18 protein-coding genes, 1 tRNA gene and 2 pseudogenes are annotated in these 24899 nt (G+C 54.7%); 6 read left to right on the plus strand and 15 right to left on the minus strand.

Annotation, left to right across the window (positions count from 1 at the left end; all coding sequences use genetic code 11):
* Nucleotides 1–66: 66 nt before the first annotated feature.
* Nucleotides 67–3504, plus strand: coding sequence for an ATP-binding protein (locus tag R2B70_RS13985; protein WP_318161783.1), 3438 nt, complete (start codon nucleotides 67–69; stop codon nucleotides 3502–3504).
* A 300-nt stretch (nucleotides 3505–3804) separates the two neighbouring features.
* On the opposite strand, the gene R2B70_RS13990 is transcribed toward R2B70_RS13985, so the two are convergent.
* On the minus strand, nucleotides 3805–4635 hold the full coding sequence (locus R2B70_RS13990; protein ID WP_318161784.1) for an SPOR domain-containing protein: 831 nt from the start codon (nucleotides 4633–4635) through the stop codon (nucleotides 3805–3807).
* A 473-nt stretch (nucleotides 4636–5108) separates the two neighbouring features.
* Nucleotides 5109–5993: a LysR family transcriptional regulator gene (locus tag R2B70_RS13995; RefSeq protein ID WP_042074374.1), complete on the minus strand. Its 885-nt coding sequence runs from the start codon at nucleotides 5991–5993 to the stop codon at nucleotides 5109–5111.
* 201 nt (nucleotides 5994–6194) lie between these two features.
* Between R2B70_RS13995 and R2B70_RS14000 the strand changes: the two genes are divergently transcribed.
* From R2B70_RS14000 to R2B70_RS14010, 3 genes and pseudogenes are all read left to right on the plus strand, one after another.
* Entirely contained in the window at nucleotides 6195–7268 is a 1074-nt protein-coding gene (locus tag R2B70_RS14000) for an alpha/beta hydrolase (protein WP_318161785.1), read from the plus strand.
* A gap of 162 nt (nucleotides 7269–7430) precedes the next feature.
* The gene (locus R2B70_RS14005) at nucleotides 7431–7781 is read left to right on the plus strand and encodes a cyclophilin-like fold protein (RefSeq protein WP_318161786.1); all 351 of its coding nucleotides are present in this window, start codon (nucleotides 7431–7433) and stop codon (nucleotides 7779–7781) included.
* 304 nt (nucleotides 7782–8085) lie between these two features.
* Nucleotides 8086–8392 (plus strand): annotated as a pseudogene (locus R2B70_RS14010) (IS481 family transposase); the annotation flags it as partial.
* A 52-nt stretch (nucleotides 8393–8444) separates the two neighbouring features.
* On the opposite strand, the gene R2B70_RS14015 reads toward R2B70_RS14010, so the two are convergent.
* The 10 genes and pseudogenes from R2B70_RS14015 to R2B70_RS14060 form a co-directional block, all read right to left on the minus strand.
* Nucleotides 8445–9254, minus strand: coding sequence for a hypothetical protein (locus tag R2B70_RS14015; RefSeq protein WP_318161787.1), 810 nt, complete (start codon nucleotides 9252–9254; stop codon nucleotides 8445–8447).
* A 10-nt stretch (nucleotides 9255–9264) separates the two neighbouring features.
* Complete coding sequence (locus R2B70_RS14020) at nucleotides 9265–10437, minus strand: hypothetical protein (RefSeq protein WP_318161788.1); 1173 nt, start codon at nucleotides 10435–10437, stop codon at nucleotides 9265–9267.
* Nucleotides 10422–12713, minus strand: coding sequence for a CS1-pili formation C-terminal domain-containing protein (locus tag R2B70_RS14025; RefSeq protein WP_318161789.1), 2292 nt, complete (start codon nucleotides 12711–12713; stop codon nucleotides 10422–10424). The genes R2B70_RS14020 and R2B70_RS14025 overlap by 16 nt, the downstream gene beginning before the upstream one ends.
* A gap of 82 nt (nucleotides 12714–12795) precedes the next feature.
* Nucleotides 12796–13335, minus strand: a complete 540-nt coding sequence (locus R2B70_RS14030) for a hypothetical protein (protein ID WP_318161790.1) — start codon at nucleotides 13333–13335, stop codon at nucleotides 12796–12798.
* A gap of 533 nt (nucleotides 13336–13868) precedes the next feature.
* Entirely contained in the window at nucleotides 13869–15398 is a 1530-nt protein-coding gene (locus R2B70_RS14035) for an EAL domain-containing protein (RefSeq protein ID WP_318161791.1), read from the minus strand.
* Between the two features lie 96 nt (nucleotides 15399–15494).
* Nucleotides 15495–16781, minus strand: coding sequence for a DUF5666 domain-containing protein (locus R2B70_RS14040; RefSeq protein WP_318161792.1), 1287 nt, complete (start codon nucleotides 16779–16781; stop codon nucleotides 15495–15497).
* A 1082-nt stretch (nucleotides 16782–17863) separates the two neighbouring features.
* A complete protein-coding gene (locus R2B70_RS14045) occupies nucleotides 17864–18286 on the minus strand; it encodes a hypothetical protein (RefSeq protein ID WP_318161793.1) in 423 nt (140 codons plus the stop codon).
* Nucleotides 18258–19016: a winged helix-turn-helix domain-containing protein gene (locus tag R2B70_RS14050; protein ID WP_318161794.1), complete on the minus strand. Its 759-nt coding sequence runs from the start codon at nucleotides 19014–19016 to the stop codon at nucleotides 18258–18260. The genes R2B70_RS14045 and R2B70_RS14050 overlap by 29 nt, the downstream gene beginning before the upstream one ends.
* 373 nt (nucleotides 19017–19389) lie before the next feature.
* A pseudogene (locus tag R2B70_RS14055) lies at nucleotides 19390–19571 on the minus strand (integrase core domain-containing protein); the annotation flags it as partial.
* A 207-nt stretch (nucleotides 19572–19778) separates the two neighbouring features.
* Nucleotides 19779–19868, minus strand: a tRNA-Ser gene (locus tag R2B70_RS14060).
* Nucleotides 19869–20222: 354 nt separating this feature from the next.
* On the opposite strand from R2B70_RS14060, the gene R2B70_RS14065 reads away from it, so the two are divergent.
* Entirely contained in the window at nucleotides 20223–21140 is a 918-nt protein-coding gene (locus R2B70_RS14065) for a L,D-transpeptidase family protein (RefSeq protein ID WP_216990739.1), read from the plus strand.
* A 22-nt stretch (nucleotides 21141–21162) separates the two neighbouring features.
* Nucleotides 21163–22146 (plus strand): DUF481 domain-containing protein, encoded by a 984-nt coding sequence (locus tag R2B70_RS14070; RefSeq protein WP_318161795.1) that lies wholly within the window; start codon nucleotides 21163–21165, stop codon nucleotides 22144–22146.
* 57 nt (nucleotides 22147–22203) lie between these two features.
* Here R2B70_RS14070 and R2B70_RS14075 read toward each other — a convergent pair whose 3' ends face one another.
* The 3 genes from R2B70_RS14075 to R2B70_RS14085 all read right to left on the minus strand — a co-directional run bounded on the left by R2B70_RS14075 (nucleotide 22204) and on the right by R2B70_RS14085 (nucleotide 24765).
* Nucleotides 22204–22929, minus strand: a complete 726-nt coding sequence (locus R2B70_RS14075) for a MaoC family dehydratase (protein WP_042074368.1) — start codon at nucleotides 22927–22929, stop codon at nucleotides 22204–22206.
* Between the two features lie 242 nt (nucleotides 22930–23171).
* Nucleotides 23172–24125: a 23S rRNA (adenine(1618)-N(6))-methyltransferase RlmF gene (rlmF, locus tag R2B70_RS14080; RefSeq protein WP_318161796.1), complete on the minus strand. Its 954-nt coding sequence runs from the start codon at nucleotides 24123–24125 to the stop codon at nucleotides 23172–23174.
* A 151-nt stretch (nucleotides 24126–24276) separates the two neighbouring features.
* Nucleotides 24277–24765, minus strand: a complete 489-nt coding sequence (locus R2B70_RS14085; protein WP_042074365.1) for a C40 family peptidase — start codon at nucleotides 24763–24765, stop codon at nucleotides 24277–24279.
* Nucleotides 24766–24899 lie beyond the last annotated feature (134 nt).

A 24899-nucleotide genomic window follows, 5' to 3' on the forward strand; every position in this document is an offset into this window, starting at 1 on the left:
AATAGTTAGCCTTTAGTCAGAAACTCGTCGCGCTTAGTAACCGGATTCTCAATTGAAAATCGCGCGATGAAATGGATCTTCAGGCCTCGTGGGCTCAGACCCCAGCTGATGCTGGCTTTCTTCATGTTGGGCCTGGTGCCCTTCCTGGTCGTCACCCTGTTTTTCCTCTATAGCCACGGCAAGGATCTCACCACCCAGACCTCCAATCACCTGGTGTCGGTGCGCAACATCAAGAAGAGCCAGCTGGAAGACTACTTCGACAACCTCAGGGAGCAGATCATCAACTTCTCCCAGCAGGACTTTGCCGGCAACAGTATCGGCCGTTTCTACGGCTTCACCGGCGCCTTCGAAAAGCTCGGCACCACCCCCCAGGAGGCCCGCGCCCGCGCCCAGGCCCGCTATGTGCCCGGCTCCTGGGATCAGCTGCAAAAACCCGACAGCACCAGCGACATCGAGCCCTCCATCAGCGCCCTCATCCTGGCGGACGAGATGTATGGCCGGGTCCACCAGCGCTTCCACCGCGGCTATGCCGACATGGTGCGCAAGTCCAACTACAGCGACATCTTCCTGGTGGATCTCAACGGCGACGTGGTCTATTCGGTCACCAAGCACGCCAACTTCGCCACCAACCTGCTCTCCGGCCCCTATCAGACCAGCGGCCTTGGCAACACCTTCGCCAAGATCAAGCGCCGCCTCGACGGTGGCCAGAAGCCCCAGCAGATCTTCGAGTTCACCGATTTCGGCCGCAACGAGCTGACCGGCCAGGTGGTCGCCTATATGGCGGCCCCCGTGATGCAGTACGACTATGTGCGCGGCGTGGTGATCTTCGAGCTGCTGCCGGACAAGCTGAACCAGATCATGGCCGAGCGGGAGGGACTCGGCGAGACCGGCGAGACCATCCTCATCGGCCCGGACAAACGGATGCGCGCCAACGCCTCCCTGGCCCCCGAGTTCAGCGTGGAGAAGAGCTTCGGCCCCGACTTCCGGCCGCTGCAGACCCCGCTGGTCATCAAGGCGCTCTCCGGGGAGCAGGGGGTGGGCCCCTTCCTCTCCTACCACGATGACGAGGTGCTGGCCGCCTACACCCAGGTCAAGGTGTTCGACACCGAGTGGGCCTTCATCGCCGAGATCTCCACCCGCGAGGCCTATGCCCCCATACGCCAGCTGGAGACCCTGGTCATCGCCCTCGGGGCAGGCTCATTGCTGCTGCTGATCCTCTTCTCCCGCTGGCTCTCCCACTCCATCACGGCGCCCCTGCGATCCCTCACCGCTGCCGCCGAGCAGGTGGCCGACGGCGCCCTGGATCACCCCATCACCATACCGCGCACCGACGACGACATAGACCGCCTCGCCCAGGCGTTTCGACACATGCAGCGTTCGGTGAAGGACAAGATAGAGCTCATCGAACGCCAGACCCAGGAGCTGCAGCAGCAGGTCAAGCTGACCCACAAGCAGAACCTCAGCCTGCAGCAGGCGGACAAGCTGAAAGACGAGCTCCTGGCCAACACCTCCCACGAGCTGCGCACCCCCATCCACGGCATCAAGGGGATGGCCGAATCCATGCTCGCCAGCCAGCAGGATCTCACCGAGGGGCAACAGAAACAGCTCGGCCTCATCATCAAGAGCGCCGACGGTCTGGCCCGCCTGGTGGACGATCTGCTCGACTACCACCAGATGCGCTACGGCCAGCTGGAGATCCACCCCCAGCCGGTCTCCTCCAAGGGCGTCATCCGGCTGGTGCTGGATCTCTGCCAGCACCTGGTGCAGGCCAAGCCCCTCACCCTGGTGGACATCAGCCCCGCCGAGCTGCCGCCGGTACTGGCCGACGAGCAGCGCCTCGAACAGGTGCTCTACAACCTGGTGGGCAATGCCATCAAGTACACGCCGCAGGGCAAGGTAGTGCTGAGCGCCCTGGTGGAGGGCAACTTCCTGCGCATCAGAGTGACCGACACCGGCATCGGCATAGCCCCGGATCATCTGGAGCACATCTTCGAGCCCCTGGTGCAGATGAGCCCTGAAGTGAGCAAGCAGGGGGCCGGTCTCGGCCTCTCCATCACCCGCCAGCTGGTACATCTCATGGGGGGCGAGCTGTTCGTGGAGAGCGAGCCGAGCGTCGGCTCCACCTTCGCCTTCACCCTGCCGCTGGCGAGTGGCAAGGCCGGCAGCCTGACCCTCGACAGCCGCCAGATAGAGCACCAGCTGGTGCGCCAGCAGCCGCTGATCCTGCCGGACTGGGAGAGCGAGGATCTGCCCCCTCCCCCCGAGGATGCGCCCCTCATCCTGGTGGTGGATGACGAGCCCATCAATCTGCACATACTGCGCCACCTGCTGCAGCCCTGTGGTTATCGCATCCTGCCGAGCAGCGACGGCCACGATGCGCTGGCCAAGCTGGCCCAGGAGCCGGTGGATCTCATCCTGCTTGACGTGATGATGCCCACCCTCTCCGGCTTCGACGTCTGCCGCCGCCTGCGCCAGCAGCACCCCAAGGACAAACTGCCGGTGCTGCTGCTCACCGCCCTCAACCAGCCCAAGGAGATCGAGGAGGGCTTCAACGCCGGGGCCAACGACTATCTGGTGAAACCCTTCTGCAAGGAGGAGCTGTTCGCCCGGGTCAAGGCGCTGCTGGAAGCGATCGCCGGGCGCGCCTCCCTGGTGGAGAACCGCCTGCTCAAGCAGGAGATAGAGCACCGCCTGCTGCTGCAGGAACAGCTGCATCAGGATCAGGAGCGGCTGCTGGCCCTGCTCGGCGAGGGGGCCGACCCCATCGTCTTCATCGACGGTCAGGGAGTGGTGCTGTTCGCCTCCCGGGCACTGGCCCGCCTGCTGGGCCAGGAGCCGGAAGCCATGGAGGGGCTGCCGCTGGACGAGTGGCTGGCCAGCCCGCTGGCCAGCCAGTGGCCCGACATGGCGGCGCACCCGGAGCAGGATTTGAGCTTCCTGGTGGCGGGCCAGAGGGATGCCCTCAATGCCCGCGCCCTGCCCATCAACCTTGGGGGGCAGCACGCCTATGCGCTGACCCTCAGCACCGAGCAGCGGCCCGACGACAACCGGGTGATGGCGCTGGAGAACGCCCTCAAGAGCCTGTCGCGCCAGGCCATCATCGAGGATGGTCATCTGCTGGGGGAACTGAGCCGGCTCGGCGGCGAATTCAGATCGCTCGCCGACAACCTCATCCGCCAGCAGGATGACGAGCCCCTGCGCCGGGCCCTGGTGGACACCATGCGCCTCACCCTGGATGCCTGGCAGCAGAGCACCGGCAAGGGCAAGATAGTGCTGGCGGAGAAGAGCAAGCTGTGGCGCGTCTACATGGACAGATCCAGCCCCCAGACCCGCACCCTCGACAAGTACCTGAGCCTGGACACCCTGCCCAAGGCGCCGCGCTGGAAGACGGTGGTGGCCAGCGCCGAGTACGTGCTCAAGCAGTGCCCCTTGAACGAGGTGCAGCAGCAGAGCCTGCTCCAGAGCACCCAGCGCCTGCGCCAGCTCGCCAGCCGCAAGGGCTGATGAGTCGGCACGCTCTCGGATGGCGTTTATCCCGTTGACGGAATGAGCCTGAGACATGGAGCTGATGGCATGCCAGAAACAACACACCCGCGAATGACGCGGGTGTGTTGCATTAGGACTGTCTCATCGAGGACGAAGGGGGAACGCCTCCAGCGCTGCACTATTGCGCAAGCGACCAGGAGACAAGGGCATACCGCCTACCCCATGTCAGCCTCCCCTTGCCTATCCCACAAGGGCGCCGGCAACCCAAGCCCCATGGGATCAGGCCTGTTCACTCAGGCCCATCCCCTTCCAGCTGGCTTATGACTTCAATTCTCGATTCACCTGGGCAAAGGACTTGGGCCAGGGCTCCGCCTTCTGCAGGGCTGGCGACAGCTGGCGAATGGCGGCCTGGGCCTGGCTCAGGCCGGCATACTCCCCCTTCAGCACCACGTACCAGGGGCTGCCGTGGAACCGGGTCTGATAGATCCACACCTGACCGACGAGCCGATTGACGCGCACGAACTGCGCGACGGCATCCAGACTGCTCGCGCCCATCAGTTGGATGCTGAGGTGGTTGATGTTCTTCTGGTGCAGGACACTGGCGGGCGTCAGGCTGACCTTGCCGGACGCCTTGCCTTGCGGCGCGGGGGCCGGTTTGGACACCGATGTCGCTGCCGGCTTGGACACGGGCTCCGGGGCAGGCGTGGACACGGGCTCGGGGATCGCGGCAGGCTCGGCCGCAACCAGGGGCGCCGAGGGGGCGGCAGCCATTGGCGGCTCAGACGGCACGACCTCTTCGGCCACGATGGACAGGGCGCCGCTGACCGGCGCATCCAGCATGGGGGTCAGCCTGCCGGCCGCGCCGTCTGCCTGCCCCTTGATCGACTCGGGCGCGGAAGGCAGGGGGAACCCGGTCTCAGCCGGTGGGCTCAACGTCGCTGCGGCGCCACTGGCCCCATCCGGGCCAGCAGCAGACAGACTGGCCTCCGCCGGTGCAGGAGCAACCTCCCCCACCTCGGGCTCGTCCTTTCGGGCAGAAGGATCTGAATAACTCAGCACCAGGAAGCACAAGATGCCGGCGGCCAGACCGATCCCTGTCTGGCGAATGAGAGAGGCGGGGTGGCACTTGTGCAGATGGCATCCGGTCATATGTCCTCCTGGACGGCATGAGAATGGGGGGGCCGCCGGTGTGGCAGAAAGGCATCATGGTCGGCATCGGAACCGGCGGCTCCCGGCGGCTCATAGGGCAGGGGCAGGAAATGGATATCGCCCGTGAGAACAAGCCCTGGGAGTCACTCCGGGTCGCGGCTCCTGGCGTCTCGGACGGTCGACGGGCAGGCCTGCGCCGGCAGCCGCCTCGCTTGCCATTCGTTGCATCGCATCGGCGCTGAGCACCATACCGGGGGCGCGCTGAACTTGGCCTGAATCCTGTGCCCATCCAGGGGGCCAATCCGCCTCCTGACGCCTGTTTCCTCTGGTATCTACCCCGTGTCGCGCCGATGGGCGATGCCACCATCGGCACCCGGCAGGCCGACATGCCCGAGTCCCCCCTGCAAACACGGTTGAGGCATCATGGCGTTCACCCAGTCGGCGCCATATGCCAAGGCCTCAGTCGTCTGTCTTTACAGTTTCAGCGTGTCGATGACGGCCCTCAGGGCTGGTGACACGTTGCGATGGGGGTAGTAAAGAAAGAGGCCATCCAGGCGGTGGCTGAAGCGCTGTAGCACCCGGATCAGGGTTCCGCGCTCCAGCTCATCGGTGACCAGCTCCTCCGGCACATAGGCCAGCCCCAGCCCCCTTCTTGCCGCCGCCGCCTCCATGTAGCTGTCGGAGAAGACCCACTGCCCCCGGGGCCTGTGTCTGACGGGCTTGCCCTCCTGCCACAGCTCCCACGAATAGAGGCTGCCATCGGCAAACTGGTAGGCGATGCAGGGATGCCCCGCCAGATCGGCAGGTGCCTGCGGAAAACCGTACTGCAGAAGGTGATCCGGCGTCGCCACCATCACCATCTCCATGTCCGGGGTGATGCGCACGGCCACCATTCCCTCGTCCACCTCGCCCCCCAGCCGCACACCGGCATCGAAGCGCTCGTCGATGATGTTCACGAAGCGGTTCTCGCTGATGAGCTCCAGCCGAATGTCGGGATAACGTTGTCTGAAGAGGGCCAACTTGGGCAGCAGCACCTTGTCGATGGCGTGCTGACTGGCGTTGATCCGCACCGTGCCTGACGGGGTGTCGCGAAAGTGGGCGAGCGTGGCCAGCCCCGCATCCAGGGCCTGAAAGCTGCCCTGCGTCGTGCGGTACAGCTGCTCGCCGGCCTGGGTCAGCGACAGGCTGCGGGTCGTGCGCACCAACAGCTGAACCCCAAGCCTGGCTTCGAGCTCCCGGATGGTGCGGCTGACTCCCGACTGGGCCAGCCCCAGCCTGGCAGCCGCCCGGGTAAAACTGCCTTCCCGGGCAACCAGCATGAAGACGTGGAGATCGTTGTAATTCTCTCGGCTTGTCATCTTGGTTCCACTCCCCTCTCTCAGCCCGCCATGGTCCGTTCAGGGCCCAATGCACGCCCAGATTAATAACAAATACGCATTAATGTTATCAAAAATCCCGGCCTAATCATCACGAATGGTTCTAACTAGAATGCTGCCGTGGGTCACGCCACCACCTCCCTGATGCCAGGGATCGGGAATCTGTTTTCAAGGAGCCTTGCCATGAATGTTCTTCCCAAGAAACTGAGCACCATCGCGTCTGCCCTGCTGCTGGGCGTCGCATTGACCGGAGTCTCCACCATGAGCCATGCACAAACTACCAATCCCACTGAACCCGTCTCCATGGTGACACTGTGGGACAAGACCTTTGCCCAGAGCGACAAGGTCGATCATCGCAAGGTGACCTTCAAGAACCGCTACGGCCTCACCCTGGTCGCCGACCTCTACCTGCCGAAGAACCGGGGGGATGGCAAGCTGGCGGCCATTGCCGTGAGCGGCCCCTTCGGCGCGGTGAAGGAGCAATCGAGCGGCCTCTATGCCCAGACCCTGGCCGAGCAAGGTTTCATCACCCTGGCGTTTGACCCCTCCTTTACCGGCGAGAGCGGCGGCCAACCGCGGGATGTGGCCTCGCCTGACATCAACACCGAGGATTTCAGCGCCGCCATCGATTTCCTCGGCCTGCAAAAGGAAGTCGACCGCAACCGCATCGGCATCATAGGCATCTGTGGTTGGGGCGGCATGGCCCTCAATGCGACCGCAGTGGACAAGCGGGTCAAGGCCGTGGTTGCCAGTACCATGTACGACATGACCCGCGTCATGTCCAGGGGCTACAACGACAGCATGACCCTTGCGCAACGAACCAAGATACTGGAGCAACTGAGCCAGCAGCGTTGGCAGGATGCGGCAAACGGCGCGCCAGCCTACCAAGCCGCTTACAACACGCTCAAGGGGGGCGAGGCGCAGTTTCTGGTGGACTATCACGACTACTACATGACCAAGCGCGGCTATCACGCGAGGGCGGTCAACTCCGGTCACGCATGGACACAGACCACCCCCCTCTCGTTTATGAATATGCCGCTCTTGAGTTACATCAAGGAGATCTCGCCACGTCCGCTGCTGCTGATCCACGGCGAGAAGGCCCATTCACGCTACTTCAGCGAGGCGGCTTACGCGGCAGCCAATGAGCCCAAGGAGCTGTACATCGTCAAAGGTGCCAGCCACGTCGATCTCTACGATCGAGTGGACCAGATCCCATTTGACAGGATTGAACAGTTCTTCAAGACCAACCTGAAGTGAGTGCCGAAAACACGGCGGCCCCGTTTCGCCGTGTTTTCTCATCGATGACGGCACCGTGCCCATGTCGGGAGACGAATGATGATCAGAGGCAAGTTCCCCTGTGCGACAGCCCTGCTCCTGGCGGTCACCTGCGCATCGGCCGCCAACCGGAGTACAAGAGAGATGAACATCAAGATCACCATCGCCGGCCAGATCATCACGGCCACCCTGGAAGAGAGTGACAGCGCCCGGGACTTTGTCGCCATGCTCCCCCTGACATTGCCGTTCGAGGACTATGCCGAGACCGAAAAGATTGCCTATCTACCGCGCCAATTGACCACCCAGGGTGCGCCCAAGGGCATGGACCCGGACGTGGGGGATATCAGCTATTACGCCCCCTGGGGCAATCTGGCGATCTTCTATCGGGACTTTGGCTATTCAACCGGGCTCATCAAGCTGGGACGCATTGAATCGGGTCTGGATGCCTTGACCACCCAGCCCTCTGGCACCCTCACCATCGACGCCGTCAAATGACGCGCCCCCCTTCAACATCGGGTCGTGAAATGAAGGCGCACCATGCCGCTGTCGAAACCGCTCTAGGGGGGCACTCGAATGCCTACGGCCGGGTCACGAATGATGACTCGCTCTTTCAGCCGCCTTGCGGCTGTTTTTTGTCTCGGTCAGAGGGAGGAGGGGCAAACCCGGAGGGGGCATGTGCAGGCGACCAGCACGGGCAAGCTCACCGGCCGATGCATGGGCGGGTATTCACCTGACAGTTGCCCACAAAGGGGGGTCATACGGCTTCAGACCGAATAACAAGACAGTATCCCTACCCTGACATCATCCCTACGAGCGGTTCCTGCAACCGGAGGGGATTGGGCACCGGGCAACCAAGGTGCGCAGGTAGCAGAGCAACGGTTTTATCGAGCGGCGCATCGCACCCTGCAGGATGAACATATCCGCATCAAAGGGCGGACGACCTGGTATGAATCGGTGGAGCAGATGCAGACAGATCTGGACAGCGACCTGACGCACTCCCCCCCAGGCGACATCAGGACAGGATGATGGAAGGACAGGCTCCCTACAGCATGTTCAAGTCGGGCCAGAAACGGATACCGAAGGAAGTGCGCTCTAAAGTAGCGTAAACAAGACACCGGTTTGAGGCCGGTGTCAGGTGATAACTAGATCTGTACATACTTATAGTGAAACCGTTATTTTTTCATCATATTGATTCATATAGGTCAGTCGGGTTTTATTATTAACTATCCTGTCCATTCTTACACGGTCATGCTCTGCAACAACCAAGGCTTTTTTATCACCTGGTTTCAATATCACTTGTTCAAATGAAACGAACTCACCATTGGCAGAAAATACTTTAGGTTCATTCAGCATCACCGTATATTGCCCATTGTTGGAGACAGACAGCCCACCTTTGTTAGATGACAATGTCAAAGCCTGGAAATCCACTTTGCTCTTAGGTTGCACCGTCAACACTGAGCCGGCACCAATAGACAGGCTGAAGGTTGCGGTTGACGTGCCAGCCTCATCCAGCAACTCTTTCTGCTGAGCCTGGCTCATACTTTTCCACAGCGCATCATTTCGCTTAATCAGTTCCGCTGGTGAAATAGGAATGACTCTCAGTCTATAGAACTGCTCTTTAGCTTCATCACCTGTCTTTGCCTTGACTATTTTTATTATTTTTTCCTGCCCAGGAGGAATGATCACAGAACTGGGATAAACGTCATAATCCAGCAACTTACTTTCAATTTCAAAAACAACGTCCTGTTGGCCGCCGGCATCTTTGACCATTCCACCTCTATACAGTTGGATGTCAGCAAATGCGAGTCCAGAGCCGTTATTCTTCACGCTCACATCAAACTTCATCTCAGCGACATCACTGAAGTAGAAATGCTTGTCCAAGGTGATGGATAACAAGTCATTATTCCCCATCGCTTGCAAAGATGATGAACACACCATAAACGCAAACCAAAACCAATATTTTTTCACTGCGCCTCCTTTAAAAAGAGCTTTCCAGTAGAATAGTTGCCGAGCCAGTAAACTCATATGACTGTAGTGGTTGTGTATTCAACAAGTTCAGCACATCCTGCTGATACAACCTGAATATAATCCCAAACAAGAGATTGCGCGACGATATTGCCCATAAGTATGGAGCGCCCTCCGTCATATCCCCCGTAACATTGGGGCCGCCCAGATGATCGTGACGATATCCAATGGTGAGTGGCAACAACTGCCCCTCTTTATTCTTCAATGCACAAGCATCACCCAACTTCTCATTGCACAACACGGTCACCTTGACATCCTTACTATTGGTTTCGAGACGACCATTAAACACAAAGGATTTGACCCTCTCTTTGCCAGAATCAAACGACACTGTCTGATTGCTATCTGACATCAGGGTATAACGAAAAAAACCTTCCAGGTTAAGGTTTAAACGCATCACCAAGCGGTCGAACAACCGCGAGGAGGCGATTGAGTGGCCGTTTTGATCAAATCGCTCTACGGATAAGTTATCGCCCCAATAAGAAGTCAGCGGCCAGTTTCCGCCGGTGAGTCGCTGATAAATGTCATTATCATATCTAAGGAGTGCAGCAGAGAAACTGACCGATAGGGTTCTATTTTTGCCCTGCCATGCACTCGTATCAAGCTCAACCGAACAAGCACTGTAACGAGTCTGATGTCCCAAGACATATACCTCTGCCGCATCCCCCTCGCCCGCACTTGGAGGGGCTTTTATAAAGCGGGTGCAAGTATTGCTCAGCACAGTGACGGGCTCAGAGACCTGTATTCTATACTCTCTCGCCATCAGAGTTGAGTATGCGTGCAGGGCTGTACTTACCTCCTCTCCACTCGGAAGAACCGTGCTGGCAGTCCCATAACCATTCCCAGTAGTAAAATTGAGCGTCACCTTGGCAGAACCATCCTCAATATTAACGGTATGTCTGGGGCCATCGACCCAACAGAGCGCATTACCCCAATTTGACTGACAAACATCCCCCCAATTAGGATAATGAGAATCGAAATTATCCGCCTTTATTACTGGTATGCCTGAACCATTCGATACACCCTTTTCAAACACCTTAAATCCAGCGGCATTACCTGATGTTTCCAAATCAATAGCTGCAGTACCTCCTGCATACAATAGCAATACCGCCATTACAAGGTTGCGCATTCCAGCCTCCCCACGAATACCTCATTGTCTATTTTCAGGCTGCGGTTGGATATCATCGTCTCCCCGCATTTATTACCGCCATCGAATATGGTGATCGTGGGAGTTTTGCGGCTGACATTAAGCTCGAAATACCCTTCTTCATCTGACATCACCTTATCGACATGGTTCACTACCATGGCACCTTTCACCGGTTTTCCTTGCTTTATCACTCGGCCACGTACAAACCATCGGTCAGTATAGGAGCGATACTCGATCTTCTTGCTCCGGAATCTTGGCATGACAAAACGCTGGTACTCGTCGCTTATTGCGGTGTTATCAGTGAGAGGATACACACTGGAGAGCGTCCTCACTCCATCAACGTGAACAAGCTGACTATCCCCTGACACTATCTTCCGTTTGACGCCGTTGATGCTGACTTCTGATTGGTTCTCCACCATCTCGTTCGCCACCTGATTAACAAAGACAAACTGAGAACTCTTGTTTTCTGCGCTGATGGACATTGCATTTGGACTGATATAGATATTGCTCTGCAGATTTGCGTTGATAGCGTTTGTACTATTTGTCCTATACAAACCGACATCTGAGCGTAACAGCTCATTATTGAAGGATGCCGAAAGCCCATACCCGCTCATTCCACTCCCCCCTAACGTGACCTCAGGGGTGAGTTTCATATTGTCGTTGACCTCGAATTCGCTGGCCGCTCTGGCATTAAACTCCCCCCCGGAGTAATTGACGTTCACCGTGGGAGTATAAGTTGCCCTCTCCAAATTAGGCGTAAAAGTCAAGCTCAGGCCAACACCATACTGGTCATCAAATGAGGTCGTCATATAGGTTGACCACCTTATTTTTGCCCAATTGGTGTGCAAGGTTGATGCAACACTGAGATCCAGGCGGTCTTGGCTTTGAGGGGCGGAAGAAGTGCCAAAATTCTCACGATGGCTATAGGTGCCATTGATCGTATAATCTTTGATGCTGCCAAACACTGACATATAACCATATATCGATTGACCACTCTCATTTTTCTGGTACATCACTGATGGCGAAAAATTCCAGCCCTGGATATTTTTGTTGTAACTCAGTCGAGTATCATATTCCGTTGTCTGCTCATCGGCCTGGTGGTATAGGCTGCCGCTCCATTGCCATGCCTGATCGGAGCGGTAGTGTAAATCTACGTAGCTTCCCTGAGCATCGATACTCCCGACTTTAGCGCTCAGCCCCATATAACCCATCGTCGCTTCTGCAAATACCTTGTATGGTGAGGTGGTATTGTCATCGCTTTTTATCTTTGCATAGCCCAGCGCCATGTTGGCCAGTGAATAGCCACTGGAGTTACCCCCCATATCCAACACTCGCTCATAACTATCCACCAGCACGCCATTCTCGATAATATTGATGGTCACAATGCCATCAATAAAATCCTGTGAATTGACATTCAAGTTATTGATACCACGCGTAACTCTCACAACCTGCTTTAGTTCACCAAACTTATTCACAAGATTGGCGTTGCCATCTGTGTTAGTCGTAATAAGCAGTGTCACAAAATTACCTGTATTATCAACACCAGTGCCTTTGCTTTTTCCATAAGAAAGGCCGTAGAGGCCATCGCTGCCTAGCTTGGACAGATTATTGGTCTGCTTGCTATAGAAGATGCTCAGATCATTGCCCTCTTCATAGGCATTGAGACTGATCACATTTGGCGTGAGCTGTTTGGCAGAAAAGTCGTATTGCAAGCCAGAGTGAAGCGACACACTGTTTGTAAGGCCATAATCTGCCGAGGCCAACCATTGCCCATAAACGACGTCATCCCCATTGCCATCACGCGATGCGCTATAGCTATAAGTCAACCCGTTGGCCAAGACAAAGAGTGGATCTGTATCCAACAGGTCCAGGTCATAAATGTCCGGTCTGTGATAGGAGATCTGCAGCTCACTACGGTAAAAATCATAGTAAAGTTCAAACTGGGAATAGTTGCCACAAAACGCCGCCTGGTTTTTCTCGCAAGAAAAATTCATGGTAAAGCCGGGTGGGGTCAACTCCAATGCTTTGGCGATATCGAGATTCAGCGCCGACTCCTTTGTAAAAATAAAAGATAATGCCTCTTCAAACGAGAGATAAACGGCTTTGTTTTTTCTATCTCCGTTCTCTACCAACACGATAGGCACATATTGCTCTGTCAGGCTCGACGGTTCCATAAAAAACACGCGTGCATTGTCCGCCCATCCAATAGACATCGGGATAATTGCCAGAAGAACAATTAATTTTTTTAACATTGCCATCTAATACCTGATATCAACCATGATTGCCCCCCCCCTTTTTAAAGGGGCTACGGAGAGATAAAAAGGGGGGGGGGAGGAGATATTATGGGTTGGACTCAAACACCAATGAAACGTTTCCTGTATAGTTGCCCGGTGCGGGCGCAGAGACTGCGCTACCATCGGCACCCACCATACCAGTAGTAGTCGCCGTTATACCGAGGGTGTACGTAGATACTGCGGAGGATACATTGGTAGTGGCATCATAAATCTTTGACGGTGTCATGCTCAGCGTCGGAACTGAGGTTGCATTACTACTAGTTCCTTTGACTGCCACGGCAAGTGGAATCTGTGCCTGACCATCGACAAGCGCTGCAGTCGATGTCAGTGCCAGGGTCACATCATTCGTTGATTTGACGGTAAAACCAATGGGGGCTGGATTGGTGAAGACAGAACCATTCCACGAGATGTTCTGGGCTTGGGTGGGCCAGCTACCTGCAGTGGGGCTAATGACCATACTAGCATTTGGCGCTTTGATGTTAGCAGCCATCTGTATGGTTTGAGTCTCTTGCACAGCATTGACACCAAAGGAGAAAGCCCCCACCACAGCTGCGGTCACAGCGGTTACAGCCAATTTAATATTCATTCAATACCTCGTTATTTTCAGCAGCGCTGTAGCGCTATTTGTCGCGCCACATTCATCGTATTTGTTCAGTTGTCGATTGCTTATCCTTGCCACTTGTTGCTGAAGTCGTGCAACCCTGAGCAAGTGAAGCAATTTCACCACCCTCACCATGTCGAAGTAATAAAAAAACCATGAAATCACAGTGAAAAGAGTAAAAAGCAAACAAAAAATGCATGAAAGACGAGCGAACATCCATCTTTTGCTTGCGTATGCAGATCCCGCGATCTCCTGATACGCCTCAACCAAGATGCATCCAGGCAGTGTTCTCAAAGACTTCAAATTCAGACGCTTCATTTTTCAATCATAGAAAGGGCCTCTAAAGAGGCCAATTTAGGTAGTTTTGAAGAGAATGAATGCCGTCTTTCTGGGAGGATGAAGCTAGAATAAGGAGACCATTTTTCAACCGTTTTAGAAACACAGCCTACACGTCGAGTGGCAATGCACTAAGCAATTCGCAATCGCAAGTAATTGCACTATCTCAGATTCAAAATGACTCAATTCGCAACAAGCTCAGGTTTATCGCTTAGCTGAAGTAACTCATCAAATGCCATCGGCTTATAAAACAGGTAGCCTTGCTGAATGGCCACACCACGTGCCAATAAATAGTTTGATTGAACCGGATGCTCAACCCCTTCTGCGATAATGTGCAACCCGCATCGCTGAGCAGATAAAATGATTCCATCGACAATGCTCTCCTGTCTGTTACAACGACCGATGGCATCGACGAACATCTTGTCAATCTTGATATGCTGAATATGAAAGTCATTCAGGTAGGCAAAACCTCCATACCCTGCACCAAAATCATCTATTTTGATGTGATAACCTCGCTGGCCCAGCTTCTCTATCTGACGCTGGGCATTGTCAACATTGCATATTGGCAAGCGCTCGGTCAGCTCAAAACACAGTCTATTCTGATATGGCCAGTCAAGTGTTCCTAACAAATCATATAGTGCGCCACTCTCCAACTGTTCACTGCATATATTGATGCTCACCCAGATGTCATCTGCCAGGTTTTCCATATCCTTGATCACTTTCTGTAATAGCTGAGATGTCATCTCAAGCATCAGATCGGAACCTTCAACACAGCCCATGAAGGCAGAAGGTGGGATTATGGTGCCATCTTTTTTCTGCCAGCGCACCAGAGCCTCAACCCCCACCAAGGTATGAGTATTTACATCCAGGATCGGTTGATAATAGGGGATAAATTCCATGTGCAGTAATGCACCCTTAATTTTCCCATACAAACTATTTCGCCGTAAAAAAAAGTAAAATACCATGCTCAAATAAATCGTGTAATATACGGCCAGCACTAAATATGCCACTCGTAGCGTTAATTCTTTGACATGAGTTTGAAAATGTTCACCGGCAGACAAGACAATTTCCATGGGAGCTGGTTCTTGCAGCACGGGAACCGTCTTTATCTCACGCTCGCTCAGAATATTTCGGTTACCAAGATTTAGCCCTGTCTGAGCCCAAGGAAAAAATCCATTGAGAGAGAAACAGTCTTTACAAGGTGAATTCAGTAACGTGTCTAATTTTGCTGACCTAATCAACCAGAACAGATCTCCCTGCTCTTTGGAAAGTCGTACCAGAGTATCCCCTTCATTTACTTCACTCATATTGACACGCTCACCATTGATGGAATAGGAATGCCCCTCTACATTTTCATCCAGCCCGGATATTCTAATATCACCGACATTTGAACACAGTTCCCCCTGAGCCGTGACCATTCCATATATCGAGATGGCATCATTACCTTTATTTAGTGATGCAAGAAGATTTTTATCATCAACACCACAGTTGAACTGAGCCTTGTCAAGCAGGCCCCTCATATTATCATCTAGCTCAAGCCGCCGTTTTAGAAAAAACGCTGAGAGCGATTTTCGCTTCTCATTCAAGAGATAATTTCCGATATAACTTTCAATCCGGCTTGTGCTGAATTCAAAAAAAACGATGGGCAATGTACATCCCAAAATCATGATGAAATAGCACAAGGAGAGCGAAGAGCGAAACAGGGTACTCATAAATTTTCCAGCAATCCATGTACGTTGGGTATTAAAAGAAAGGCATTCATGACGGATCGCCAGAATGCCTTTTGCAACAACTTAAAAAATTATGCGTCAGTCATCGATGCGACAATTACTCAAATAATTGCCATCAAAGTAACAATCCAACTCAATCCAACGCCCCTCAAACGGGGAGAGAGACTGATCGGACGCGCGGTAGTTCCACAATGAACCTTTGCTAACAGGCCCCATCAGTTCCATGCTGTTATCCAAGTCGTCCGGCTCGATTTCTCGTACCAGGTTCAGTCCATTCTGAACCATACCGTCCAGCTCCAGCCAGCGGCCATCAAGATTGTTCCTGTTGAGGCCATCTTTAAAGCGGGTGAGACCATCGATCTCAAACGGTATACCACCGACCGTAAGCTGACTGCCGTCCCATTTTCCCCAGCCAGAGAGTTTGAATTGCTGGCTTGGGTAAGACTCGAGCTGATCGTTGTCATGATCAAACTCAATTTCTGTTGCCACAGGGCCTCGGGGGCTGGCCATCATATAGACATCCAGCGCAACTCCCGGCTTGAGATCCTGGCGAGAGCCATGCTTGAATCTTGTGGTATTGGTCACCCAAACCTGGCGCTGCCGACTCAACTCCAGCAGGCCGCTCACGGGGTCGTAGTAATTGACTATCCCTTCCAACTCGCTTCTGTCCGGGAAATCAGCCTCATCCTCTATTTCGATCTCCCTGGCATCCATCAGATTACCTCGCATCAAGCCGAACGCCTCAACCCAACGCCCCTCACGCAGTTGGCCATCCTCCAGCAGCGCATCCTTGTAGCTGACCGTGATATTACCCAACTTGAAGCTCTGGCGGAGCTCGTCCAGCTCGCTGATCCGGTTCTCTACTTCAAGCCACTGGGGCTCGCCGAGCAGACCGACCACTTTTTTGACATTGATCTGGCCTTGTTGGGTATATTCACCAAAAACCATGACCCAGTCGCCCGCCTGCAGGCCCGTCCCTACCTGATCGAGCCGCACGCTATTCACCTGCCAATTACTCTGGCGTTGAGTCGTCGTTGTGGCAAGCTGGCCAGTCATAATAGGGTTGAGAGTTACCTGAGTTGCTTTACCAGCCTTGGCCATGATGTTGACATCCATCCCTGCCTGCAAGGGCTCTGCCCAAGGCTGTTCTGCATAGCGTATATTAGCGCCTTGGGTATCCAACCACTTGCCATTAATAAACACCTGGCTGCCTTGCACCTTGGCAATATTGCCTTGAATGCGATAAGGCGTGGTATCGGGAATGGGAGTGGGAGGCTGCACAGGTGGCGTTTCTTCACCCCCCCCACCACCACATGCACTCAATCCCATACTCAATAGCACCATCAACGCATGCCCTGCTTTCATTTATTTTTACTCCAACACAATCACGCCACATATAATGGCAATAACAAAAAAATTACCCTTCTTGGCTTATAGCACTAACTAGATAATCAGGTTTGGATTGTCAATAAACTAGCCGTCAAGAACCAGGATAAGTCAGTGTCTTAATCTAATTTTAATTGCTTGTCTATTTTGATATCACGTCTGGTAACAGTCCATGGGGAGCATGCCTTGCTACGTTATTCAACTATCCCTTTTCACATAAGCTAGATCATGAAAGCATGAAAAAAAAAACCTAAAAACACATGCTCAAGACTACTTTATGAGCCTTTCACGATTTGCTCATAGCGTTTTTATCAAAAGTCACGCACGGATGTTATGACATTGCTGCGAAATGGATGTGAAGATGATAAATTCGTGCTACTGAACACCAGTAGACGTTGCATAGCGATCCCATAAGCCTTTCAAGACATATGAGCCATGTGAAGAATGCTGAGTAGATTGCTTATCTTTATTCCCAGCATTGCATTGACGTGTATGAACACCAGAGGAGTATATGAAGAATACAGCTGGCTCGCTGATGGTAAAATGATAAAAGAACCAGTGTTAGTGGCTGATCAGGGTGCTGACAGTGATATTATTTTCCATTAGTTCTCTGATATTATGCAAACTCTTGTAACAGCAGACGCTTTTTGCATTGATCATCACAGATATGTTAAATAAAAAATGAAAAGGGATAAAATAGAAATATAGGTTACATGTTCTTAGTAGTGCCGGTGAAATCACTATATTCAAACTAATGTCATCATATAACTCTGGATGTTGGGTGCAATACTTCTGATACTTCTCCAGTTGCCTTTGCAATACGGATAATTCATCGTTGATACCTGACTCAGTCATTTCCACCATAAGTGAAAGTGTTATGACTTGCCCGAAAAAGCTATCGCTCCTACTCATAATGACCCACCATGTTTACCAGATTCAACAATCGTGACCCGATTATCCTGCTCGCTCGGAGTTCAAGTCGTGATTGATGTATCAAAAAACTATGAATATGGCCATTTCAGCTATTTTTCACAAAAAGCATAACAAAACACAGTTAGGCATCACCAAAATCCTAATGACCCTATACGCTTTGTTTTATGAATTCTAGAATATGGAAACCCAACAATGACCCAGTCATGGCCTTCTTCAACAATCACTTTAGATACATAGAGTGGGCTATTATGAAGTTTGCTTACAAGTGATTGTTCTTTATCAATTCCATTTTCTAACCATGATATATCATAAGCCAAAAATAATATTGTATTTCCAGTCTTGCCATAAATTCCATGGTATTTAATGACCTCATTGGAGGCCTTGTTTCTAGCAATCGTAGTCACAAATCCAAGCTTACATGTTGTATAAAAGCTACCAGCGTTATCTTCAACTCGAGATCTAAAATCACAACCTACACCATTTATAAAGGGATATAACGCATAAGCAGCGATAAAAATAAGGCTAATGACGCTGGTATATTTCAATACCATCAAGATTCTTGGTGTACCCATACAGGTAGTCTCCAGTTTTATCGTTCAGCTTGCTTTTAATTTCATTAATGGCGGCATCATCAAGTTTGAAGCGGCCACACACCGTAGCTTGCTCAACTTGATAACAAACAAGATCCTTCTTGGATAAAAAAACGAATATGGCCAGACATAAGAAAAATATATATACGATGGAAAACGCCCCCCAACCGATGATACGGCCATAATGTATACGTGGCTTTCCTGGTACTCTCCTATGTTTCAGAGAGCACTCCGACTTTTTTAGAGAGTACTCCGATGCGTATAGTTCCTGATTGATCTCGGGATTGATCGCAGCCTGGGCCACCGCCATGCTGCCTCCATTATCCTCTGGGGATTGGATGTCGATGCCTTTGCTCTCGTTGCTGAGCGTATCTTTTTCCTTTATCGAAAATTTAGCCCCTTCACCATGATAGATATAGCCCTTGCGGTGGACTGTTTCGATATAGGTCGGCGTATCCTTTGCACAAAGTGCCTTTCTGATATTTTTTATTGCGACTGTCAATGAACTGGGTGACACCACTTTTCCCGGCCAACCCTCATCTAGCAATTGCTCTTTTGAGAGCAACCTCCCCTCATTGCTCGCCAACAACGCAAGTACACATGTCTCACTGACACTCAGGCGCGCGACTTTTTGGCCATCGAGAATGATATCGCCAGAATGAATATCTAAAATCAAAGAATGCATATTCATTTAGAGTGCGCTTTCATGAGTGGAAAAGCGGCATAATAGACGAATTTTAAAACAGTTTCAACCGAAATGTAATTTAATTACTAGTCAATAGGAAGGATAGGGCGGAATGTATTGCCTGAAAATAGCGTTAAAAAATGAAAATCAATCTTTACTCTCTTAAGAACTTATAAATAATTAATTTTGTAATGAATACGAAAAGAAAAACATAAAGATGAATTTATCATGTATTTTTAATGAGCGTTGCAGGGTGCTGAATTAAATATTTATGCAATTAGAGCCCCCCCCCCAGAAAGCATGTACTTCTGATGGAACGATGGCAATGTGTGTACAGATCTAGTTATCACCTGACACCGGCCTCAAACCGGTGTCTTGCTTACGCTACTTTAGAGCGCACGTCCTTCGGTATCAATTTCAGACCCTGTTTGAACATGCTGTAGGGGGGGTCTGCCTCTCCATCACCCTGCCTTGATGTGGCCGCTGGGTGTTGTAGTGCTGCAGGTAGCTGTCTAGGTCTGTCTGAATCTGCTCCACCGACTCATACCAAGTCGTCCGTCCCATGGTAGGGGAACCGGTTTGAAGCCGTATGACCACTCCCTTTTGTGGGCAACTGGCGGTGAATACCATCTCCGTACAGTAACTAAAAATAGAAACCGTCCAACGCGTTCATTTGGTAGACATGCATACCTGCCAACATCTCATGGCATACCAACACACTGGAAAAATGAAAAAGCCCAACCTAATCAATAGGTCGGGCTTGGTATGTGGCGGAGAGACAGGGATTCGAACCCTGGGTGGCATTGCTGCCACAATTGATTTCGAGTCAATCCCGTTCGGCCACTCCGGCATCTCTCCGCGGGCCCTCATATTGACTCAACCCCGGCTGGGAAATCAACGTAAATCTCGTTGCAGATCAGACGGCTGGCGATAAAACCGCCATCTCGTGACCCAGTGCGCGCCTCGGATGCCTCCAAGGCTTAACGGCGAGCCAGCCCAGCCATGCCAGCAGCTGTCACCGGGCGGGACGGGGGCATAATGACCCCTTGCCCGGCGACGAGGACCTTTGTGCCGAAAACCGGCTCAACCTGCCGCCATCCGGGCAGGAAGGACCTGGGCTGACGCTGGTAATCCCCGAACGATTGGTTGACAATCGCTGCTCATTTTTTGGGAGGGACGCGCATCCCTCACCCACAGTCGATAGGAAAAACCATGTTGAACACACGTATCGTCTCACTGCTGCTGGCCGCCGCCAGCCTCTGGGCCGCGCCGGTCTGGTCCAAAACCTATCCCCTGCCGCCAGCCAACAGCCGTCTCATCGGCGAGCTGGAGGACTACATAGTACAACCGGGCGATCATCTGGAGCTGGTTGGCAAGCATACCCAGATCGGCTTTCTGGCGCTGCTCGAGGCCAATCCTGGTGTCGATCCCTATCTGCCCACCCCAGGTACCCGGCTGACCCTGCCCACCCAGATGCTGCTGCCCGACGTGCCGCGGGAGGGCATCGTCATCAACCTGCCGGAGCTGCGGCTCTATTACTTCCCCAAGGACAAGGCGGAGGTGATGGTGCTGCCCATCGGCATCGGGGACATCGGGCGCGAGACGCCGGAGATGACCACCACCGTCATCGCCAAGAACCCGAACCCGACCTGGGTGCCCGGCCCCATGGTGCGCAAGTCCTGGCTGGAGCAGAAAGGCATCGACCTGCCCGCCGTGGTCCCCCCCGGCCCGGACAATCCCCTCGGCAAGTTCGCCATGCGCCTCGGCTATGGCAACAGGGACTACCTCATTCACGGCACCAACAAGGACTTCGGGGTCGGCCTGCGAGTCAGCGCCGGCTGCATCCGGCTGCGCCCGGACGACATCGAGACCCTGTTCGGCCTGGTCCCCGTCGGCACCCAGGTGCGGGTGATCAATCAGCCGGTCAAGATGGCGGTGGAACCCGATGGCCGCCGCTGGCTGGAGGTCCACTCCCCCCTCTCCCGCACCGAAGCGGAGATGGCCGACGGTGCGCCTCTGGTGCTCTCCCCCGAGGCCGAGCAATTCATCGCCGACCCTGAGATAGACAATGCCAGGGTGACGGCCCTGCTCGACAGCCGGAACGGCCTGCCGGCGCCCGTGAGCGGCTGAGGCCAGGGCGATGATGAACAGGATGCGATACGCACTTTGCCTGCTGCTTCTGCTGCCGGGCTCCGCCGCCATGGCCGACATCCTCTGGATGCACAACGGCGATCGCCTGACCGGGACCATAGAGGAGATCACGGACGAGCAGATCCGCATCAAGCCCGCCTACAGCCAGGCCATGACTGTCCAGCGTCAGGCCATCAAGCGCTGGCGCCTGGACAAGCAGGAGAAGCCCAGGCCCCTGACCAAGACGGGGATCCCCCTGCTGGATTCCCCTGACGACGCCCATGCCTGGCTGCTGACCGGGACCGGAGATCTGAACATCAAGTTGAAAGAGAGCGACAAGAAGACCAACAACGTCAATCTCAAGGTCTCCACCGAGCTTGCCAATCTGGACTGGCGTTACAGCCTGGATGGCGAATACATCTACGAGACGGCGAACAACATCACCGACAGCCACGAATACAAGCTCAAGCCCAAGCTCGACTTCTTCTTCGACGACCACTGGTTCCTGCGCTCCTCCGTCGACATCGATTACAACATGATAGAGGCGGGCTATCTGGAAATAGACTATGCCTCTGGCCCGGGATACCGCTTCTGGAATGACAAGAAGCGCCGGATGGAGCTTATCAGCCAACTCGGCCTGGAGCGGGCCTACTTCAGGCCGGAGGTGTGGAGCAATTCGGACCTGTTTGACGAGAGGATCATCAATTATCCCTTCGTCAACCTGGGCTGGGACTACCGGCACCCCTTCTCCCTGTGGGAGGAGAAGCTGGAGCTGTTCAGCAAGGGGAGCTACGAGAAGTTCATCGATCAACCCTCCCCCTACCTGACCAGGAAACAGTCCATCAGCGGCAGCCTGGGGCTCAGGTACTACTTCAACGACCACCTGCGCCTCTCCTGGTCCAGCGAGCTGGACTGGGACGATGCCTGGCTCGACTACCACGACGTCCAGTTGGACTTGAGCGAGAAGGAGTGGCGCCACCTCATCACCCTGGGCGCGAGCTTCTAGCCCGGAAACGACGCAGGCCCACCGAAGTGGGCCTGCGTTCATCGCCGCGAGCGGGCGTCAGAAGTAGATCCGGGTCACCGACTCGATGACGCAGCCAGGGCGGCGGATCCCTTCGATCTCTATCTTGATCTCCTTGAGCAGCTCTATCCCGCCCTTGATGGGAGTGACGCGCGACAGCCTGGTGCGCGCACGGATGTTGCTGTCCACCTTGATGGGATAGGGAAAGCGAACCTGCTCCAGGCCGAAGTTCACCACCATGCGGGCGGTCGGGAACTCAGGGGTCGCCTCATCCACCGAACCGGTCAGCTGCGGCAGCAGGGCCAGGGTCAGGAAGCCGTGGGCTATGGTGGTCTTGAACGGCGACTCGGCCGCCGCGCGCTCGGGGTCGGTGTGGATCCATTGATGATCACCGGTCACGGCCGCGAACTGATCGATCAGCCCCTGGGTAATAGACAGCCACTCGCCGACGTGGGTCTCCTCCCCGATGCGGGTCTGCAGCGCCGCATAGAGTGCGGCGGCTTCCCCCTCGAGTTCGACGACGGGATCCTGCGTCATGGCAGGCTGGCCGTTCGCCACCTGCGACACCCTGGCGGAGTCCTGCTGCCGGGCGTTCTGGGACTCCCCCTGCAGATCCAGCACTCGCCCCAGCAAGGGGTGAAGGTGTGCCTTTTGCTGAAACTCACGCCAGTAGTCGCGGATAGCCGGGGAGAGCCAATCCTTGAGCTCAAAGGGGTGTTGCGCCAGGATTTCGCGCTTGTGCTTCAGAAAATCGACAACTTTCATTTACCGATCCCTATTCGATTAACAGCCTGTAAAGAGGTCTAACCAGTCCCATTTTATGAAAGTTTCATCCGCAAGTACAAAAAAATCTCGGCGTACAACTGTACCAGGCGCGGGAGTGGTCACTAACATGCGGGGGAAAACGGGCAGGAAAACGATTGAGATAAGGGTCGCAAATGAGAAAACATCGGGGCCGAAAAAGGGGAAACAGGCGGGGCCCTTGCCATCGCAACGCCCCGCCGCCGTTATCGCCCGCGGGCAGACCACCAGGCGGTGCGGTGCTCCTCGTCCAGGAAACTCCAGGCCAGGATCCGGCTCACCTTGTTGCCCTGCGCCATGTCGATCACCCGAACCTCCCGTGCCCCCGCCCGGGTCAGCGCCTTGCGGGCGGCCGGCAAGTTCTCCTTCTTCGAGACCAGCGAGCTGAACCAGAGGCATTGGGCGGCAAACTCCCGGCTCTGCTCTATCATGGCCGCCAGAAACGCCGCCTCGCCCCCCTCGCACCAGAGCTCGGCCTTCTGACCGCCGAAGTTGAGCACGGGGGCCCCGGTCACCGCCTTGTCCTGACCCTTGCCTAGGTTGCGCAGCTTGCGCTCCGTCCCCTTGCTCGCCTCCGCCAACGAGGCGTGGAACGGCGGGTTGCACAGGGTCAGGGCGAAGTGCTCCTTCGGCTCCAGGATGCCGCGAAAGATATGTCCGGGGTTGCCCTGATGACGGCACGCGATCTGGCTGCCCAGGCCATTGCTCGCGGCCAGCAGGGCCGCCGCCTTGACCGACACGGGATCGATGTCAGACCCCACGAAACGCCAGCCATACTCCCGGGCCCCCAGCAGGGGATAGATGCAGTTGGCCCCGACGCCTATGTCCAGCACCCTCACCCCCTTGCCGGTCGGCACCTTGCCGGCACTCTCCGCCAGCAGATCCGCCACCCGGTGCAGGTAATCGACCCGGCCCGGAATGGGCGGACAGAGGTAGCCCGGCGGCAGATCCCAATGCGCAATGCCGTAGTGCAGCGCAAGCAGCGCCCTGTTCAGCGCCTTGACGGCGGCCGGATCGGCGAAATCCAGGGTCCGGGTGCCGTGTTCGTTGATGAACACGAAGGGCAGCAGCTCGGGGGTGCGCTGACAGAGCGCATCGAAGTCGTAGGGGGCCTGATGGCGGTTGCGCGGGTGCAATCCGGATTTGTGCTGGGGCTTCATGCTGGACCTGCCGAGGATCAAGGGGGCCACACTATAGAGAGTCGGCCAGGGAAAGTCTAAACGAGGGTCATAAAAAACCGGGCCCTTCGGGGCCCGGTTCAAGTGAGGTTGGAAAAACAGTCCGTACTGCGAGCCGTTTGTCCAGCCTGACTCAGATATCGATCCGGCGTGCCTGCCAGAACTTGCTGCGCCAGTAAGAGCTGTCGAGCTTGGAGCGCGTCACCCCGGCGCGGGTGGAGGCATGGATGAATTCGCCGTTGCCGACATAGATGCCGACGTGATTGAGACGGGGATTGATTTTGAAGAAGACCAGATCCCCTTCGACCAGCTCCTGTTTGGAGACCCGGGTCCCCTCGTGTACCTGGGAGCGGGTATCGCGGGGCAATTCGATGCCGACGGCGTTGCGGAACACTTCACGGGCGAAGGCGGAGCAATCGATGCCTCGCTGGCTGCTGCCCCCCATGCGGTAAGGAACGCCACGCCACTCTTTGTATACGGTCAGGATTTCGTTGACATCAGGGGTGGTGGAAACTTCGGGTTCAATCACGGGCTCCATCATGGAAACCTCGATCTTGCTCGCGACCTCGGGTTGGGGTGCCGAGGCACAACCCACCATTCCGAGCGCGACCAGCAGTAGCATCAGGTGGCGCAATCCTTTATCCCCGCAAAAGAGTGAAACTTGTTAAAATGCAGCCCGAGAGGGCAATTTATAAGGCAACAGCACCCGACTATATCCAAGAATTCTATCGAGGCAAGCGAAAATCCCAATCGATC

Origin of the sequence: Aeromonas sp. XH, assembly GCF_033348475.1 — a bacterium.
Lineage (GTDB): Bacteria > Pseudomonadota > Gammaproteobacteria > Enterobacterales > Aeromonadaceae > Aeromonas > Aeromonas sanarellii.